Here is a 17,574-nt window from a genome sequence, read left to right as displayed (position 1 = left end):
TCACGCTTGATAACGCAGTTCGCCGCCGACGGCGGTGCCTTGCACGGTGAGCCCGTCCAAAGCGGACTCGTCGAGCGGCGATCCGGACAACACGGCGAAGTCGGCGAGCTTCCCCGGCTCGAGCGTGCCCAGGTCACGCTCGGCGAAGGTCGCGTACGCCGAGCCGTACGTGTACGCGCGCAACGCCTGCTCCGGCGTCAGCGCCTCTTCGGGTGCGAAGGGGGCGCCTGACGCCGTGCGCCGACGCACCATGTCGGCCAGCGCGAGCAGCGGCGCGCCGTTCACGACGGGCCGGTCCGAGGACGCGGGAAGCACGCAACCCGCGTCGAGGACGCTTCGCAGCCGGTAGCACCACGGGACGCGCGCCTCGCCGAGCGCGGCACGCATGCCGTCGCCGAGCTCGTTGACGAACCGCCCCTGCGGCGACGGGATGATGCCGAGCGAGGCGAGCCGGGACAGCTCCGCCGGCTGGAGCACCGCGCAGTGCTCGATGCGGTGCCGGTGGTCCGTGCGCGGTGAAGCGGCCAACGCGGCTTCGTAGGCGTCGAGGACGACGGTGATCGCGCGGTCGCCGATCGCGTGCGTCGCGATCTGCCAGCCCGCCTCGTGGGCGCGGCGGATCGTCTCCGTGAGCGCATCCTCGGGCACCTGGAAGTAGCCGACGTTGTCCGGCTCGCCGTCGAAGGGGTCGTGCATCGCGCACGTGCGCCCGACCAGGGAGCCGTCGGCGAACAACTTCATCGGGCCGACGCGCAGCCACTCGTCGCCGAGGCCGGTGCGCAGGCCGAGGTCGAGGCCGAAGCCGGCGTCGTTTGGCAGGTCGTGCAGCACGCTCGCGGCGACCATCACCGTGCTACGCACGCGCAGCACGCCGGTGTCGCGTGCCTCCTGGTAGGCGGCCAGCTCGGCGGGCGTCTCGCCGACCAGGCCGCCGCCGATCCCGGCTTCCTGGACGCTGGTGATGCCCTCCGAGAGGTACCGCTCGGAGGCTCGGCCGAGCCCGCGGACCACGCGCGAAACCGGCGCCGGGTACGTCAGCGGCCGCAGCAGCAGCTGGGCCTGCTCGCGCAGCAGCCCGGTCGGCGAGCCGTCGGCGTCCGGCACGACGTCGCCGCCGACCGGCACGTTCGCCAGGTCGAGCTGGTCGAGCACGGCCGTGTTGACCACGGTCATGTGCCCGGACGTGTGCTTGAGCCGCACGAGCATCCCCGGCGCCGCGCGGTCGAGGCCGTGCCGGTCGGGGTGCCCGCCGGCGAGCTTGTTCTGGTCGTACCCGCTGCCGACCACCCAGCTCCCGGGCGGCAGCGTCGCGGCGCGCGCGGCGACGGCGTCGTAGACCTCCTCGACGCTGCGGCAGCCGCCCAGCGCGACGTCGTCGAGGCCCATCCCGAACCACGCCATGTGGTTGTGCGCGTCGTGGAACCCGGGCACGACGAACCCGCCGGCGAGGTCGACCCGCGAACGCGCCGAGAGCGAAAGGGCGTCGTCGCCCAACGCGACCACGCGGCCGTGCAGGACGGCGAGTGCGCTGGTCACGCCCGCGCCCGTCCACACCGTGGCGTTCTCGTAGACCGCGTCGACCTTCATGAGTCCAGAGGCTATCGATCGATCGATCGAACGTCTAGCATCGGCCGCATGCCCACCGTGGACTTCGCCGTCGAGGACGGCATCGCGCACATCCGGCTGAACCGGCCCGAGCGGCTGAACGCGGTCGCCGCCGTGCTGGTCGACGACTTCCTCGCCGCCCTCGACGCGGCCGCCCGCAGCGACGCCCGGGTCGTCGTCCTGTCCGGGACCGGGCGGGCCTTCTGCGCCGGCCACGACCTCAAGGAACCCACCCCCGCGGGTGATTCGCGGACGCGGCTGGACCGGCTCCAGGACGTCACGCGGCGGTTGCGCGGGCTGCGCCAGCCGGTGATCGCGGCGGTGCACGGCTACGCGATCGGCGCCGGCGCGGAGTTCGCGCTCGGCTGCGACCTGATCCTGGCCGCCGAAGACGCCGTCTTCGCGTTCCCGGAGGTCTCGCTGGGCTTGAGCGTCACCGGCGCGGCGTCGCGGCTGCTGCCGCTGCTCGTCGGGCCGCTGAAGGCGAAGGAGCTCCTGCTGCTCGGCGAGCGCTTCGACGGCCGGAAGGCCGCCGAGCTGGGCATGGTCAACGCCGCCGTCCCCGCCGAGCAGCTCCAGGCCGAAGCGCTGAGCTGGGCCAAGCGGATCGCCGAGCACCCGCCGGCGGCCGCGGCGATGGCCAAGCGCGTCCTCGACACTCCGATCGACGTCGAACCCGCGCTCGAACTCGAGGTCAGCCACGCCCTGATCACCGAGCACTCGGCCGCGGTCGCCGCGTCGACGGAAGCCTTCCGGAGCCGGACGTGACCCCTCTCGCCGAGATCGGGACCCTGGACCAGCTCGTCACGCGAGCCGCGCAGCTGTGGCCCGAGCGCACCGCCTGGATCTTCGACGAGCACGACCAGCGGTTCACGTTCGCCGAAGTGGATCGCGAAAGCTCGCGAATCGCCGCCGCGCTGACCGAACGCGGAATCGGGCCGGGCGACCGGGTCGCGGTGATGGTGCGGAACGTGCCCGGCTTCCCGCTCACGTGGCTGGCGCTGGCCAAGATCGGCGCGATCCTGGTCCCGGTCAACACGAACTACCAGGAGTTCGACGGCGCCCACGTCCTCCGTCATTCCGGCGCGAAGCTCGTGGTCGCGGCCGAGGAGTTCGTCGACCTGCTGAACCGGATCGGCGGGATCGAGGTCGTCACCCCGGATCGGCTCCGCACCGACGCCGCACGGCCGGAGTTCACGCCGGTGCCCGAACTCCCGGTCAACATCCAGTACACGTCCGGCACGACCGGCGCGCCCAAGGGCTGCGTCCTGCCGAACCGCTACTGGACGACCCTCGCGGTGAGCCTGGCGACCGACTTCCCCGCCGTCGGCGAGGACGACGTCATGCTGACCGCGCAGCCGTTCCACTACATCGATCCACAGTGGAACGTCGCGTTGGGACTCGCCGCCGGCGCCACCCTAGTCGTGCTGGACCGCTTCCACCCCAGCACGTTCTGGGCGAAGGTCCGCGAGCACCGGGTCACGTGGTTCTACTGCCTCGGCCTGATGCCGACGCTGCTGCTGCGCCAGGAACCGTCCGAAGCGGACCGCGACCACCGGGTGCGCGCGATCTGCGCGTCCGCGATCCCGCTCGACCTGCACGCCGAGCTCGAACAACGCTGGGGCGTGCCGTGGTACGAGGCGTTCGGGATGACCGAAACCGGCGGCGACATCCGGATGACCGCCGCCGACCACGACGAGACCGTCGGCACCGGCTGCATCGGCCGGCCGAGCCGCGACCGCGAGGCGATGATCGCCGGCGACGACGGGAAGCCGCTGCCGCGCGGGGAAACCGGTGAGCTGCTGATCCGCGGGATCGGCCTGATGCACGGCTACCACGACGACCCGGCCGCGACGGCGAAGGCGTTCGAGAACGGCTGGTTCCACACCGGCGACCTCGCGCGGATGGACGACGCCGGCCGCGTTTACTACGTCGGCCGCACCAAGGACATGATCCGCCGCAGTGGCGAGAACATCTCCGCCGACGAGGTCGAACGCGCGCTGCTGCTGCATCCCTCGGTGAAGCTTGCCGCCGTCGTCGCGGTCCCCGACGAGCTGCGCGGCGAGGAGATCAAGGCGTACGTCGTGTGCGACGGCGAACGTCCGGAACCGGCCGCGCTGGCCGGGTTCTGCTCGGAAAAGCTGGCCTACTTCAAGGTTCCGCGCTTCTGGGCGTTCGCCGACGAACTGCCGATGACGCCGTCGGAGCGCGTCGCCAAGGGCGAGCTGCGGAAGGTGGCCGACCCGCGCGCCGGGTCGTGGGACGCGAAGGCGGCGGCATGGCTGTGACCAGCCGGGAGCGCGTCCGCGCGGCGGCGGTGAAGCTGTTCGCCACCAAGGGTTTCCACGGCACGGGCATCCGGGATCTGGCGCAGGAGGCCGAACTCTCGTCGGCGAGCCTGTACCACTACATGGGCACCAAGGAGGATCTGCTCGCGGAAATCATGCACACGGCGCTGAACCGCCTGCTGGACGCCGCCCGCGAGGCGACGGCCGGCAGCGCCGACCCGGTGCACCGGCTGCGCACGCTGGTCGCGTTGCACGTGCTCGCGCACGCGGTGGGCCCGGCGGAAACCCGGGTGGTGGACAACGAAGTCGACGTGTTGTCCCCGGCCGCGCGCGAACCGGTGGTGGCCTTGCGGGACGCGTACGAGAACCTGTGGGCGGCGGCGATCGAAGAAGGCGTCGCGGCCGGGGTCTTCCACACCGAACACCCGGCGGTGACCCGGCTCGCGCTGCTGGAGATGTGCAGCGGGGTCGCCCGGTGGTATTCCCCGCGCGGGCCGCTGGCGCTGGACCAGCTCGCCGAGCACTACGCGGAGCTGGTCTCGCGGGCGCTGGGCTGCACGTCCCCGCCCGGTGTAGCCGACTTGCGACGCTGCCGCGAAATCGTCGCGAAAGAGTGGGGCATGTCCGTTTAGCGGCGCTTTTACCTGTGTACGCCTTGCCCAGACGGCGTGCGTGGGGGACGCTCGAAGGGTGACTGAGGAAACGATCCAACTGGAACTGGACGACTCGGGTCTCGCGCCGGGCCTCCCGGCGCCGGCACACCCCCGCGATCAGGTGCAGGATGTCCCCTATCGCCCCGTCGAGTTCCGTGATGACGATCTCCCCACCGCCCTGGAGCGGTGCTCCGCGTGGCTACGGCAGGCGCAGGAATGGCTGGGCGAGCCGCTCGACGTCCTGGCCATCCACCTCGACTACGACGACCGCAAGGGTTCGCCGTACTACGACGTGAAGCTCCTGTGCAACGAAGAGGACCTCGCGGGCGTCCCGATCGCCATTCGCAACAAGCAGTAAGCAGTACGCAGCCGAACAGCCGTCAAGGCCGCCGGAGAAGGCGGCCTTGACGGCTTCACGCGTTTCAGGGGCGGACTCAGCCCAGGACGCCGCCGACCTTCACGTGCCCCTTGAGCAGGTTGCGCGCGATCGTGCGGCGCTGGATCTCGTCGGTGCCTTCGTAGATGCGCAGCAGCCGCAGCTCGCGGTACCACCGCTCGATCGGCAGCTCGCGCGTGTAGCCCATGCCGCCGTGGATCTGCAGGACGCGGTCGACGATTTCGTTGGCCTTCTGACCGCCGTACAGCTTCGCCATCGACTGCGCGTGCCGCGAGTCGACGCCCTGGTCGACCTGCCAGGCGGCGTTGAGCACCAGCCACCGCAGCGCCTCGAGCTCGACGCCGGAGTCGGCGATCATCCACTGGATGGCCTGGCGTTCGGCGATCTTCTGCCCGAACGTCTCGCGCGTGTTGGCGTGCTCGATGGCCATGGAGATCAGCCGCTCGCACGAACCGATCGCGCGCGCCGGCAGGAGGTAGCGGCCCTGGCCGATCCACTGCATGGCGAGTTCGAACCCGCGGCCCTCCTCGCCGAGGATCTGCGTCTCCGGGACGCGGACGTCCTGGAAGATCAGCGACGCCGGGCCCCACTCGCCCATGGTGTCGATGTACTCGGACTTCCAGCCGGCCTCGCGGTCGACGAGGAAGCACGTGACGCCGCCGTTCGCGCCCTTCTCGGGGTCGGTGATCGCGAAGACCATGGTGAAGTCGGCTTCGTTGCCCCCGGTGATGAAGGTCTTCTCGCCGTTGATGATCCAGTCGGTGCCGTCCTTGCGGGCGGTGGTCCGGATGGCCTTGGCGTCCGACCCGGCGCCCGGCTCGGTGATCGCGAAGCACGACTTGCGCTCGCCCGAGATGGTCGGCAGCAGGTAGGTCTGCTTCTGCTCCTCGTTGGCGTGGAACAGGATGTTGTCGGCGGCGCCCCCGAAGCGGAACGGCACGAAGGTCCGCCCGAGCTCGGCTTCCAGCAGCGCGGCCATCACGGCGGACAGGCCCATGCCGCCGTACTCCTCGGGCGTGAAGACGCCCCAGAAGCCGGACTCCTTCGCCTTGAGCTGGAGGTCCTTGAGCTCTTCGCCGGTCAGGCCGGGCTGGTGCGCGCGCTCACGCCGCAGGACTTCCTGCTCGAGCGGGATCAGCTCCCGCTGGACGAACGTGCGGACCCAGTCGCGCACTTCCCGTTCTTCGGTGCTGAGAGAAAAGTCCATGGGTGAGCTGCTCCTCCGACCAACACTGCCACTGGCTAAGCGCTTGCTTAGCCCAGGGTACCTCCTACCGGCGGGATTACCCCAGACCTCTCCCCGAATTCGTGACAACGGCTCCGGCGCCCGGGAGGATCGGGGGCGTGATGGAGATCGTGGTCCGCTGGTCGTCCCCGCTGCCCGCCGAAGAGCGTTTCCTGCGCCTGCTGGACGACGTCGAGCAAGGCCGCTTCGAGGCGTACCGGCAGGACGCCGACAAGCGCCGCTTCCTCACCGGCCGCGTGCTGGCCAAGACGGTCGCGGCCGAGTGGCTCGGGCTCCCGGTGGACTCGGTCAAGTTCGACGCGACCTGCGAAGACTGCGGCAAGCAACACGGCAGGCCACACGTCCCGGGCGCCGACCTGACGCTGTCGATCTCCCACTCGGGCGACCTGATCGGCGTCGCGGCGACCCCGTCGGTCCCGGTCGGCCTGGACGTCGAGACGGCCACCCGGCGCGCTGACGACGGCCTGATCGAGTACGCGCTGAGCCCGGCGGAGACGGCCCACCTGACCGGCCTGACGGACGCGGCGAAGGCGAACGCGTTCTTCGTCTACTGGACGCGCAAGGAAGCGGTGATGAAGGCCACCGGCAAGGGCCTGCGCATCCCGCTGAAGAGCATCACGTTCTCCCGCTTCGACGAACCGGCGAGACTGGTGGAGTCGGGCGACCCGGCGTTGGAGCCGGCCCGCACGCGGTTGGTGGACCTGAAGGCCGCGGACGGCTACCGCGCGGCCATCGCCGTCCTGACCACCGACGAGCTGTCGGTGACCGAGGAGCTCTGGGCCCCCTAGACGCTGTCCTCCAGGCCCATCGCCGCCAGCAGTGTCCGGAACTTCGCCGTCGTCTCGTCCAGCTCCACCTGCGGCTCCGACGCCGCCACGATGCCGCCGCCCGCGTACAGCCTCATCGATGTCGACGCGATCTCCGCGCAGCGGATCGCCACCGCCCACTCGCCGTCGCCGGCCGCGTCGACCCAGCCGACCGCTCCCGCGTAGTAGTCGCGGTCGAACGGCTCCAGCTCCTGGACCAGCTCGCGCGCTCCGTCGGTCGGGGTGCCGCAGATCGCCGGCGTGGGGTGCAGGGCCGCCGCCAGGTCCAGGGCCGTGACGTCCGGGTCGGCCAGCTCGCCCGTGATCGGGGTGCGCAGGTGCCAGATCGCCGGGGTCGTCACCAGCTCTGGCTCGGCCGGGACCTCGAGGGTCCGGCAGAACGGCCGCAGCGCCTCGACCAGGTAGTCGATCACCACCGCGTGCTCCAGCTGGTCCTTGCGGGACGTCCGCAGCGCCTCGCCGTTCGCGCGGTCGGTCGCCGGGTCGGCCGACCGCGGCATCGAGCCCGCGTGCGGCGATGAGAACACCGTGCGTCCCGTCCGGCGCAGCAGCAGCTCGGGCGTCGCGCCGACGAGCGTGCGGCCGCCGGGCAGCTCGGCCGCGTACGTGAAGTGCCGGGGGTTGCCGACCGCCAGGTTGCGCACGACGCGCTCGGCCGGCACCGGCGAAGAGAACTCGAGGTCCAGCGCGCGGGCCAGGACGGCTTTCCGCAGGTCACGCTCACCCAGCGCGAGCACCGCGGCCTGAACGGACGCCATGTGCTGGGAAGGCGACGGAACTGCACGCACCCGCACGGGCGCCGGCAGGACCTCACGCGCGAGCGAAGGCGCGCCTTCGGAGCGGTGGACGGTCCGGGGCACGACCAAGTGGCCCGGCACCTTCGTGTCGGGCCCGGTGTCGAACGGGAGCACCCCGACGGCCAGCGGGGCTCCGGTCGAGGCCAGGACGCCGGGAACCGCCGCGGCGAGCTGCCGCGGGTCCGTGTCCGTGACGGTCCGGAGCACGCCCTGCGCGAGGAGTGCGCGCTGGGCCGTCGTGAAGAGAAAGTCGCCTCGCTGGTAGCGGGCGGCGAGGTCGAGTGCCGGGGTCGCCGGGTCAGGAGAACTCACGGCTCCAGCGTCCCAGGCTTCGGGAGATCCGCGAGGGGAGTGTCACGAGCGACACTCCCCTCGCGGGAGCTCCTGACGACGAGCTACTTGAGCGCGTCGATGAGCGCCTCGCGCTGGCGCTCGCCCAGGCCGGCGGCGCGCCGGTCCGGGTCGATGCCGGCCTGCTCGAGCAGGGCGGCGACCTTCACCGCGCCGAGGCCGGGGACGGCCTTCAGCAGCTGGGTGACCTTCGTCTTCCCGATGGTCTTGTTCTCCTTGGCCTGCTTGAGCACCTTTTCGATGCTCTCCTTGCCGGACTTGATCGACGCGAGCAGCTCCGAACGCGCCTTGCGAGCCTCGGCGGCCTTGGCCAGGGCCTCGGCGCGCTGCTCCGGAGTCAACGTAGGCAGAGCCAACGTAGTGTCCTTTCCTCTCAGGTCTCCGCTTTCGCGGCCGACAGCTTTTGTGAGTGCTTGCTCCTGCAAGCGCTGCTCAGCCGTCTCTTGCCACGGCCCCAGTAAACGCCACCGGCTTCGTGGCCGTGCAACCGACACGCACTTATTACCCCCGGAGGTGATACCGGGCAACCCGCTCCGGCCTGCGGAAACGCTCCCAAGAAGCGGCCGGAGTGGCCGGACTCACCCGGAAGTGAAGCCTCCGTTACCGCGCGCATTTCCTCGCCTATAAGGAAAAGCGCAAAAATTGATGATCTTGATCATCCTCCGGTCGTCCCCCGATCGCGCTACGACCGTGACCGAACGGAGCCGTTGTTGACCATGCCCGCTTCACCCGATCCGCACTAGAGTCGGCGCAACCCCAGTCCACCGGCGAACGACCCCCGGGAGCGACCATGTTGAGCACCATGCAGGACGGCCAGCTGTCGCTGGCGAACCTGCTCCGCCACGGCACGTCGGTGCACTCGGCGAGCGAAGTCATCACCTGGACCGGTTCAGAAGCCCGTCGCGAGACCTACGGCGACCTCGGCCGCAACGCCGCCCGCCTCGCGAACGCGCTCCGGAGCCTCGGCGTGACAGGCGACCAGCGTGTCGGCACGTTCATGTGGAACAACGCCGAGCACATGGCCGCCTACCTGGCCGTCCCGGCGATGGGCGCCGTGCTGCACACCCTGAACATCCGGCTCTTCCCCGAGCAGCTGACCTTCGTCGCCAACCACGCCGAGGACCAGGTCGTCATCGTCGACGGCACGCTGGTCCCGCTGCTGGCGAAGCAGCTGCCGGAGTTCAAGACCGTCCGCCACGTCATCGTGGCCAACGGCGACGCGGCCGCCCTGCAAGCCCCGGACGGCATCCAGGTGCACGCCTACGACGCGCTGCTGGCCGACCAGCCCGACACGTTCGACTGGCCGGACGTGGACGAGCGCTCCGCCGCGGCGATGTGTTACACCTCGGGCACGACGGGTGACCCGAAGGGTGTCGCCTATTCACACCGCTCGATCTGGCTGCACTCGATGCAGGTCTGCATGAGCGACAGCATGAACCTCGCGCAGAGCGACAAGGCGCTGGCCATCGTGCCGATGTTCCACGCGATGGCCTGGGGCCTGCCGTACGCGGCGCTGATGGTCGGCGCGTCGCTGCTGATGCCGGACCGCTTCCTCCAGCCGGCGCCGATCGCCGCGCTGCTGGCCGCCGAGAAGCCGACGTTCGCCGGCGCGGTGCCGACCGTCTGGCAGGGCCTGCTCGCCCACCTCGAGGCGAACCCGCAGGACATCTCCCACCTGCGCGAGGTCGTCGTCGGCGGGTCCGCGGTGCCGCCGTCGCTGATGCACGCCTTCGAGGAGCGGCACAAGGTGTCGATCCTGCACGCCTGGGGCATGACCGAGACGTCGCCGCTGGGCAGCGTCGCCCGCCCGCCGGCCGGCGCGACCGGCGAGGACGCCTGGAAGTACCGCTACACGCAGGGCCGCTTCCCCGCGTCCGTGCGGGCCCGGCTGATCGACGACGACGGCGCGGTGCTGCCCTGGGACAACGAGGCCGTCGGCGAGCTCGAGGTCCAGGGCCCGTGGATCGCCGGCTCCTACTACGGCGGCTCGCAGGTCGACCCGGACAAGTTCCACGACGGCTGGCTGCGCACCGGCGACGTCGGCAAGATCAGCGCCGACGGCTACCTGACGCTGACCGACCGCGCCAAGGACGTCATCAAGTCCGGCGGCGAGTGGATCTCCTCGGTCGACCTGGAGAACCAGGTGATGGGCCACCCGGCGGTGGCCGAGGCCGCGGTCGTCGGCATCCCCGACGAGAAGTGGGACGAGCGGCCGCTGGTCGCCGTCGTGCTCAAGGAGGGCCAGACCGCCACGCCCGAAGAGCTGCGGGACTTCCTGTCCGACAAGGTCGCGAAGTGGCAGCTGCCGGAGAACTGGACGTTCGTGGACGAAGTGCCCAAGACGAGCGTCGGCAAGTTCGACAAGAAGCGGATCCGCGCGTCCTACTCCGAGGGAAAGCTCGACATCGCCCAGCTCTAACGGGTAAATCTCCGGCGAGTCTGCACGCTTGGGACGGCCACCATGGGGGAATCTACGTCCTTCATGGTGGCCTTCGGAGCACGTCGGAGGGATTCTGGGGATGCACAACAGGCGGAGTTTCCTCGCGCTCGCGGCAGTCGGCGCGCTCGCGGCGGCCTGCGGGTCCAACACCGGGCGGCAGGGCACCGCGCCGCCGTCGACCGCGTACTCGGCGGGCCCGCCGCCGTCCGACGCGCCCAAGGTCACGCTCCAGCAGTGGTACCACGCGTACGGCGAGGACGGTGTCCAGGAAGCCGTCAAGCGCTACGCGGCGAGCTACCCGGGCGCGAGCGTCAACGTCCAGTGGAACCCCGGCGACTACGACTCGAAGATCGTCACGGCGCTGCAGAACAGCGCCGTCCCGGACGTCTTCGAGGCGCAGGTCAAGATCGACTGGGTGCGGCAGAACCAGGTGGTGTCGCTCGACGACGTCATCGCGCCGGTCCGGAACGACTTCAGCCCGGCCGTGCTCGCCGCGCAGACCGTCGAGGGCAAGGTCTACGGCATCCCGCAGGCCGTCGACACGCAGGTGCTCTTCTACCGCAAGAGCCTGCTGCAGGCCGCGGGCGTCCAGCCGCCGCAGACGGTCGACGAGCTGATCGACGCGGCCGCGAAGCTGACGAAGGACGGCGTCAAGGGCTTCTTCGCCGGCAACGACGGCGGCGTCGGCGTCCTCACCGGGCCGCTGCTGTGGTCGGCGGGCCTCGACTACCTGAAGAACGGCAACCGGGAAGTCGGCTTCGACGACCCGCGCGCGGCGACCGCGCTGGCGAAGCTGCACACGTTGAACGCCAACGGGTCCCTGCTGCTCGGCGCGCCGGCGGACTGGTCGGACCCCGGCGCGTTCGTCGACGGGCTCGCCGCGATGCAGTGGACCGGGCTGTGGAACGTGCCGAAGATCCGGCAGGCGTTCGACGACGACTTCGGCGTCCTGCCGTTCCCGCGGCTCGACGGCACGGGCGCGCCCTCGGTGCCGGTCGGCGCGTACGGCGCGATGGTCAACGCCAAGAGCGCGCACGTCGCCGAGGCCAAGGCGTTCGTGAAGTGGCTGTGGATCGACAAGACCGACGACCAGCTGGAGTTCGCGACGAAGTTCGGGTTCCACGTCCCGGCGCGCCAGAGCCTGGTGGGCCAGGCGAACAGCCTCGCGTCCGGGCCGGCCGCCGACGCCGCCCGGTTCGTCCGGGAGAACGGCCACCTCGTCGGCGGTCCGGTGTGGACACAGCAGTCGAACACCGCGTTGTCCGACGCGGTCGCGAAGATCGCCAAGGAAGGTGCGGACCCGGTCGCGCAGACCAAGACGGCAGTCGAGGTCGCGAAGGCCGAACTCAAGCGCTTGTTCGGATGAAGCGGCGCGACGCGCGCGCGTTCTGGCTTTTCGTCGGGCCGTTCCTGCTGGGCCTGGCGATCTTCGCGTACCTGCCGATCGGCTGGAGCGCGTATCTGTCCTTTTTCGACGCGCGCAACACGGTGACGCCGACGGAGTTCGTCGGGCTCGACAACTACGGGCACATGCTGACCGACGAGCCCTTCCTGTCGAGCCTGGGGACGTTCAGCGTGTTCGCGGTGTTCATCGTGCCGCTGACGTTCGCGCTGTCGCTGGCGCTCGCCCTCGGCGTGCACCAGCTGCGGTTCGCGCGGGCGTTCTTCCGGTCGGTGTTCTTCCTGCCGTTCGCGTGCTCGTACGTCGTGGCGTCGCTGATCTGGAAGACGTCGTTGTTCTCGGGTGTCCGATATGGACTGGCGAACACGGTGCTTTCGCTCTTCGGCGCCGACCCGGTCGCCTGGACGGGGACGGTGGACCCGCCGCTGTACTGGATCGTCCTGGTGACGGCCCGGCTGTGGCTGCAGCTCGGGTTCTACATGATCCTGTTCATCGCGGCACTGCAACGGATCCCGCGGCACCTCTACGAAGCGGCCTGGCTCGACGGCGCGAAGCCGGGCTGGCAGGTGTTCCGCCACATCACGCTCCCGCAGCTGCGCGCGACGGCGGTGGCGGTGCTCCTGCTGAACCTGATCAACGCCTACCAGGCGTTCGACGAGTTCTACAACATCATGGGCGACTCCCGCGGCTACCCGCCGTTCGCCCGGCCGCCGCTGGTGTACCTGTACTACACGTCGCTGGGTTCGGGCGGCCAGGACCTGGGCCGAGGCAGCGCGGGCGCGGTGATCTTGGCGCTGATCATCGCGCTGGTGACGTTGCTGCAGGGCCGGGTGTTCCGCTTCGGACGGGTATCGTGAAGGCCGTCCTGCGCTGGACCGCGCTCGTCGTCGCGGCCGTGCTCTTCCTGCTGCCGTTCTACCTGCTGGTGCGCAACGGCCTGGCGTCGCGGGCGGAAATCACCGCTCCCGTGTGGACGTTCTTCCCGTCCACAGTGCACTGGGAGAACTTCTCGAAGCTGTTCTCTTCCGACGATGTCCCCTTCGCGCGCAGCCTGCTGAACTCGGCGATCGTGGCGGCCCTGCAGACCCTCGGCCTGCTGGTGATCTGCTCGTTGGCGGGCTACGGCCTGGCCCGGATCCCGTACCGGCACTCGCGGTTCGTGTTCTACGCGGTGCTGGCGACGCTGATGATCCCGACGTCGGTGACGTTCGTGCCGAGCTTCGTGGTGGTGTCGTCGCTGGGCTGGCTGTCGGACTTCCGCGGGCTGGTGATCCCGGGGTTGTTCAGCGCGTTCAGCGTGTTCCTCTTCCGGCAGTACTTCCTGGACTTCCCGCGCGAACTGGAGGAGGCCGGCCGGGTCGACGGGCTCAGCCGCTGGGGCGTGTTCTGGCGGATCGTGGTCCCGAACTCGAAGGGGTTCTTCGCGGCGATCGCCGTGATCACGGTGATCGGCAGCTGGAACGCCTTCCTGTGGCCGCTGATCATCGCCCAGTCGCCGGACTCGTGGACCGTCCAGGTGGCACTGTCCGGCTTGCTGACGGCGCAGAACCCGCAGCTGAACCTGCTGTTCCTCGCGGCGGCGGTGTCGATCCTGCCGATCGTGCTGCTGTTCGCGTTCCTGCAGCGGTACCTGGTCCGCGGGGTGACGGAGTCGGGTCTGACAGGCTGAGTAACGTGCAGCACCGTCCGGGCGACTTCGCCGGTGACGGACAGAAGTGGGTGCACTGTGACCAATTACGACCCTTACCAGCCGGATCAGCAGTACCCGGCGCCGGCCGAACCGGTGTACCCGCCTTCGGCGCCGCAGTACGCGGTCCAGCCGTACGTGACCCAGCCGTACCCGGCCTACGGACCGCAACCGATGTACGCCGCCGCGTACCAGCCGTTGATCACCAGCGGGATGGCCGTGGCCGGCATGGTGGTCGGCATCGTCGCCCTGGTCCTGTTCTGGGTCCCGTTCGTCGACCTGGTCCTCGGCTTCCTGGCGATCGGCCTGTCGTGGGGCGGCATGATCCAGGCCGACCGGCCGGGCTACACGGGCAAGGGCATGGGCATCGCGGGTCTGGTGTGCGGCATCATCGCGGTGATCCCGGCGGTGATCGTGATGCTGTTCTTCTTCGGCATCATGGCCGCGGCCGGAACCGCCGCCTGCACGTACGCCTGCTGATCAGCACCACGGTCAGCACGAGCGCGCCGCCGTCGGTCACGACCGACGGCAGCAGCCCCACCCAGCCGTACAGGTCGAACGTCGCCCGCCACACCGACGGCGGGATCGCGAACACGCCCGCGGCCTGCGTCGCGTTCACGACCAGCACGAGCCAGTACACCCACGCGCGCCCGGTCAGGGCCAGCAACCCCAGCAGGTTGCCCACCAGGTAGACGTCGCCGACCAGGCGCAGTCCGGTCAGGAAGCCGGCCGACACCGGCGTTCCCGCGATCGACGCCGCCCGCTCGACCAGTTCGGCGTCGATCACCACGAAGTTCTGCAGTGCCGTGCCGATCGCGAAGACCAGCGAGCACGCCGCAATCCACCAGCGCATCACGTCCCCCTCTATCAGTGATAGAGACCAATCTATCACTGATAGAGTGCGCCGGGTGCCGCTCGATCGCCGCCGGATCACCGACGCCGCTCTCGCCCTCCTCGACGAGGTCGGCCTGGCCGAACTGAGCACCCGGCGGCTGGCCGCGCGGCTCGGGGTCAGCTCGCCGACGCTCTACTGGCACGTCAAGGACAAGGCCCAGCTGCTCGACCTGCTCGCCGAAGCCGTCTGCGAAGACGCGTTCGACATCGACGAGACGCAGGACTGGCGCCACCAGCTCGAACAGGGCCTCCACCAGTTCCGCGCGATCGTGCTGAAGCACCGCGACGCCGCGACGCTGCTGCGCGAACGCCCGCCCGGCCCGAACCGGCTCGCCCACATCGACCGGACCGCCCGGATCCTGCTGGAAGCCGGCTTCACCCCCGAAGACACCGCGGGCATCGCCCGGCTGCTCACCGCGCACGTCCTCGCGTCGGTCGAGCAGCCGCGGAAACCGGACCCGGAAGCCGCGAAAGCCTTCCAGGAGAGCCTGAAGGACTACCCGAACGCGCGCGCCCTCGGGTTCACCAAGCTCACCGCCGACGACCTCTTCGCGCTCGGCACCGAAGTCATCCTCGACGGGCTCGCCCAGCGGCGGAAATGACCACGACCTTCGGCGGTACACCCCACCCCGAAGCCTGTGACAGGGTGGATTGAACTGTCACGGTGAATGTTTTTCACGTTCACCCCGCGTCCACCCACGTCCGGCACGGTGCTGGGCAACCGAGAAGACTGGGGAGCGAACAACCATGGCCGAACTCACCCGGCGCGCCGTCACGACCGCGGGCGCCGCCGGTCTCGGACTGCTGCTGTGCACGCCCACCGCGAACGCCCTCGACCGCGCGCTGCGGCTCACCAGCACGCGCGCGGTCACCACGTCGGGCACCACGCTCGAGCAGGTCGCCACCGCCGTCACCGCCGGTCCGGCCTACACCCGGCTGCAGGGCGGCCCCGGCTGGCCGCTCGTCGTCCGCAGCGATCTCGCCACCCCGAAAACCGGGCGCGACGACCGGCGCCGCGCGCTCAGCGCGTTCGTGCAGTTCACCGACCTGCACATCACCGACACCGAAAGCCCCGCGCGCTTCGAGTACCTGCACCCGTTCATCGGCTCCGCGCACCGGCCGCAGGAGGCGCTCGGCACCGTCGCAACCAGTGCGCTCGTCGAGCGCGTCAACAGCGTCCGGCAGGGCCCGTTCACCGGACGGCCGTTCGACCTCATGGTCACCACCGGCGACAACACCGACAACCACGAGCTGATCGAGCTCGACTGGTTCCTCAAGGTCCTCAACGGCGGCAGCGTCACGCCGAACTCCGGCGACCCGAACGCCTACGAAGGCGTCCAGAACTCCGGCAACCACGAATTCTGGAACCCCGGCAAGCCGGGCAGCGACGACTACTCCGCCAAGGGCTTCCCGCAGCTGCCCGGCCTGCTCGAAGCGGGCCTGAAGACGTTCACCGCACCCGGCCTCGACGTCCCGTGGTTCTGCACGTTCGGCAACCACGACGACAGCATCGTCGGCTCGCTGCCGGCGCAGATCCCGGGCATCGACGCGTGGTACACCGGCCGCTACAAGGTCATCGGCAAGGACGAGAGCACCGCGAAGAAGCTCGCCGACGCCATCAAGAAGCCCGGTTCGAGCGTGCCGATCGCCGAGCTGTTCGGCGGCAGCGGCACGATCCGCGAGGTGACACCGGACGCGCGGCGCCGCCCGTTCGACACCGGCGAGTTCGTCCGCGCGCACCTCGACAGCGCCAACACCGGCCCCGGCCCGGCCGGGCACGGCTTCGGCAGCGCCAACGCCGACGGCAAGAACGTCTACTACACGTTCCGGATCGCGCCGGGCATCACCGGGATCAGCCTCGACACGACGACCGACGCCGGGTTCGCCGACGGCTCGATCGGGCTCGCGCAGTACAACTGGGTCGAGTCGACGCTGAAGCGGGGCAGCTCGACGTACTACGACTTCTTCGGCCGCAAGGTCACCCACGCCGTCACCGACGAGCTGTTCCTGCTGTTCAGCCACCACACGAGCGGCACGATGACCAACCTGCTGCCGGACTCGCGCCACCTGCTCGACCCGCGCTTGAACGGCGACGCGTTCGTCGCGCTGCTCAAGCGGTTCCCGAACGTGCTGGCGTGGGTCAACGGACACACGCACCTCAACAAGATCACGCCGCACGCGGGGAACACGCCGCAGCAGGGCTTCTGGGAGATCAACACGGCGTCGCACATCGACTTCCCGCAGCACGCGCGGATTGTCGAGGTCGCGGACAACGCCGACGGCACGTTGTCGCTGTTCACGACGCTGATCGAGGCCGAAGCGCCGTACGCCGTGGACTACGGTTCCCGGACGCCGCAAGCGCTTGCGTCGCTGTACCGCGAGCTGTCGTACAACGACATCCACACCGACCTCGGCCGCGTCGGCGACCCCGCGGACCACAACACGGAACTGCTGCTGGTCAACCCGCTGAGCTGAGCGCGTTACCCCGGAGGTAATCGCCCGGCGGCCGGTCTTCGGGCAGGCTGCGGGGCATGACCGATCCCGAGGGCACGCAGCTCTTCCACCGTTCCATGCCGTTCTCCGAGCGTCTCGGCGTCGAGGTGCTCGAACACGGCCCGGCGCTCGTCCGCAGCCGGCTGAAGTGGGACGAGAGCCTCTGCACGCTCGGCGGCGCGCTGCACGGGGGCGCGCTCATGGCGCTGGCCGACTCGACCGGTGCCGTGTGCGCGTTCCTCAACCTGCCCGAGGGCGGCCAGGGCACGACGACCGTCGAGTCGAAGACGAACTTCCTGCGCGCGGTGCGTTCGGGCTACGCCGTTGCGTCGTCCAGACCACTGCACGCCGGGCGCAAGTTCGTCGTGGTGGAGACGGAGATCCACGACGACGACGGCAAGTTGGTCGCGAAAGTGACACAGACCCAGGCCGTCCTCTAGGTACCTGTTTACAGACCCGGCCGGACCGGCGAAAATCCCTGGCTACTGGGTGGG

At 70.0% G+C, this 17,574-nt stretch carries 18 protein-coding genes; 13 read left to right on the top strand and 5 right to left on the bottom strand.

The window, feature by feature from the left end; translation table 11 throughout:
* Nucleotides 1-1,587, bottom strand: coding sequence for an amidohydrolase (locus tag ACERZO_RS36220; RefSeq protein WP_372670378.1), 1,587 nt, complete (start codon nt 1,585-1,587; stop codon nt 1-3).
* 48 nt (nt 1,588-1,635) lie between these two features.
* Between ACERZO_RS36220 and ACERZO_RS36215 the strand changes: the two genes are divergently transcribed.
* From ACERZO_RS36215 to ACERZO_RS36200, 4 genes are read left to right on the top strand one after another with little or no spacing between them, the layout of a single operon-like run.
* The gene (locus ACERZO_RS36215) at nt 1,636-2,373 is read left to right on the top strand and encodes an enoyl-CoA hydratase/isomerase family protein (RefSeq protein ID WP_372670377.1); all 738 of its coding nucleotides are present in this window, start codon (nt 1,636-1,638) and stop codon (nt 2,371-2,373) included.
* Entirely contained in the window at nt 2,370-3,893 is a 1,524-nt protein-coding gene (locus ACERZO_RS36210) for an ATP-dependent acyl-CoA ligase (protein WP_372670376.1), read from the top strand. The genes ACERZO_RS36215 and ACERZO_RS36210 overlap by 4 nt, the downstream gene beginning before the upstream one ends.
* A complete protein-coding gene (locus ACERZO_RS36205) occupies nt 3,890-4,525 on the top strand; it encodes a TetR/AcrR family transcriptional regulator (protein ID WP_155544174.1) in 636 nt (211 codons plus the stop codon). The genes ACERZO_RS36210 and ACERZO_RS36205 overlap by 4 nt, the downstream gene beginning before the upstream one ends.
* A 58-nt stretch (nt 4,526-4,583) precedes the next feature.
* Nucleotides 4,584-4,904 (top strand): hypothetical protein, encoded by a 321-nt coding sequence (locus ACERZO_RS36200; protein WP_257920800.1) that lies wholly within the window; start codon nt 4,584-4,586, stop codon nt 4,902-4,904.
* A 76-nt stretch (nt 4,905-4,980) separates the two neighbouring features.
* Here ACERZO_RS36200 and ACERZO_RS36195 read toward each other — a convergent pair whose 3' ends face one another.
* Nucleotides 4,981-6,150, bottom strand: a complete 1,170-nt coding sequence (locus ACERZO_RS36195) for an acyl-CoA dehydrogenase family protein (RefSeq protein ID WP_155540760.1) — start codon at nt 6,148-6,150, stop codon at nt 4,981-4,983.
* Between the two features lie 140 nt (nt 6,151-6,290).
* Between ACERZO_RS36195 and ACERZO_RS36190 the strand changes: the two genes are divergently transcribed.
* The gene (locus ACERZO_RS36190; RefSeq protein WP_372670422.1) at nt 6,291-6,977 is read left to right on the top strand and encodes a 4'-phosphopantetheinyl transferase family protein; all 687 of its coding nucleotides are present in this window, start codon (nt 6,291-6,293) and stop codon (nt 6,975-6,977) included.
* Here the strand turns inward: ACERZO_RS36190 and ACERZO_RS36185 are convergent.
* Nucleotides 6,974-8,125, bottom strand: coding sequence for an isochorismate synthase (locus ACERZO_RS36185; protein ID WP_372670375.1), 1,152 nt, complete (start codon nt 8,123-8,125; stop codon nt 6,974-6,976). The genes ACERZO_RS36190 and ACERZO_RS36185 overlap by 4 nt on opposite strands.
* A gap of 83 nt (nt 8,126-8,208) precedes the next feature.
* Nucleotides 8,209-8,520, bottom strand: coding sequence for an integration host factor, actinobacterial type (mihF, locus tag ACERZO_RS36180; RefSeq protein ID WP_051767699.1), 312 nt, complete (start codon nt 8,518-8,520; stop codon nt 8,209-8,211).
* A 434-nt stretch (nt 8,521-8,954) separates the two neighbouring features.
* Here mihF and ACERZO_RS36175 point away from each other — a divergent pair, with 434 nt between their 5' ends.
* The 5 genes from ACERZO_RS36175 to ACERZO_RS36155 all read left to right on the top strand — a co-directional run bounded on the left by ACERZO_RS36175 (nt 8,955) and on the right by ACERZO_RS36155 (nt 14,173).
* Nucleotides 8,955-10,583 (top strand): long-chain fatty acid--CoA ligase, encoded by a 1,629-nt coding sequence (locus tag ACERZO_RS36175; RefSeq protein WP_372670374.1) that lies wholly within the window; start codon nt 8,955-8,957, stop codon nt 10,581-10,583.
* A gap of 100 nt (nt 10,584-10,683) precedes the next feature.
* The gene (locus ACERZO_RS36170; protein WP_372670373.1) at nt 10,684-11,970 is read left to right on the top strand and encodes an ABC transporter substrate-binding protein; all 1,287 of its coding nucleotides are present in this window, start codon (nt 10,684-10,686) and stop codon (nt 11,968-11,970) included.
* A complete protein-coding gene (locus ACERZO_RS36165) occupies nt 11,967-12,863 on the top strand; it encodes a carbohydrate ABC transporter permease (protein WP_372670372.1) in 897 nt (298 codons plus the stop codon). Before ACERZO_RS36170 ends, ACERZO_RS36165 begins: the two co-directional genes overlap by 4 nt.
* Nucleotides 12,857-13,675, top strand: coding sequence for a carbohydrate ABC transporter permease (locus ACERZO_RS36160; protein WP_372670421.1), 819 nt, complete (start codon nt 12,857-12,859; stop codon nt 13,673-13,675). Before ACERZO_RS36165 ends, ACERZO_RS36160 begins: the two co-directional genes overlap by 7 nt.
* 57 nt (nt 13,676-13,732) lie before the next feature.
* On the top strand, nt 13,733-14,173 hold the full coding sequence (locus ACERZO_RS36155) for a DUF4190 domain-containing protein (protein WP_372670371.1): 441 nt from the start codon (nt 13,733-13,735) through the stop codon (nt 14,171-14,173).
* Here ACERZO_RS36155 and ACERZO_RS36150 read toward each other — a convergent pair.
* A complete protein-coding gene (locus ACERZO_RS36150; protein WP_372670370.1) occupies nt 14,130-14,546 on the bottom strand; it encodes a hypothetical protein in 417 nt (138 codons plus the stop codon). The genes ACERZO_RS36155 and ACERZO_RS36150 overlap by 44 nt on opposite strands.
* 55 nt (nt 14,547-14,601) lie before the next feature.
* Here ACERZO_RS36150 and ACERZO_RS36145 point away from each other — a divergent pair, with 55 nt between their 5' ends.
* The 3 genes from ACERZO_RS36145 to ACERZO_RS36135 all read left to right on the top strand — a co-directional run bounded on the left by ACERZO_RS36145 (nt 14,602) and on the right by ACERZO_RS36135 (nt 17,520).
* Nucleotides 14,602-15,189, top strand: coding sequence for a TetR/AcrR family transcriptional regulator C-terminal domain-containing protein (locus tag ACERZO_RS36145; protein ID WP_372670369.1), 588 nt, complete (start codon nt 14,602-14,604; stop codon nt 15,187-15,189).
* Between the two features lie 145 nt (nt 15,190-15,334).
* Nucleotides 15,335-17,062, top strand: coding sequence for a TIGR03767 family metallophosphoesterase (locus tag ACERZO_RS36140; RefSeq protein WP_372670368.1), 1,728 nt, complete (start codon nt 15,335-15,337; stop codon nt 17,060-17,062).
* A 56-nt stretch (nt 17,063-17,118) separates the two neighbouring features.
* Nucleotides 17,119-17,520 (top strand): PaaI family thioesterase, encoded by a 402-nt coding sequence (locus ACERZO_RS36135; RefSeq protein WP_072476116.1) that lies wholly within the window; start codon nt 17,119-17,121, stop codon nt 17,518-17,520.
* Nucleotides 17,521-17,574 lie beyond the last annotated feature (54 nt).

The sequence above is a fragment of the Amycolatopsis kentuckyensis genome, assembly GCF_041679295.1.
Lineage (GTDB): Bacteria > Actinomycetota > Actinomycetes > Mycobacteriales > Pseudonocardiaceae > Amycolatopsis > Amycolatopsis kentuckyensis_A.
Note: the sequence above shows the minus strand (reverse complement) of the source record. Positions and strands in the feature narration are given on the sequence as shown.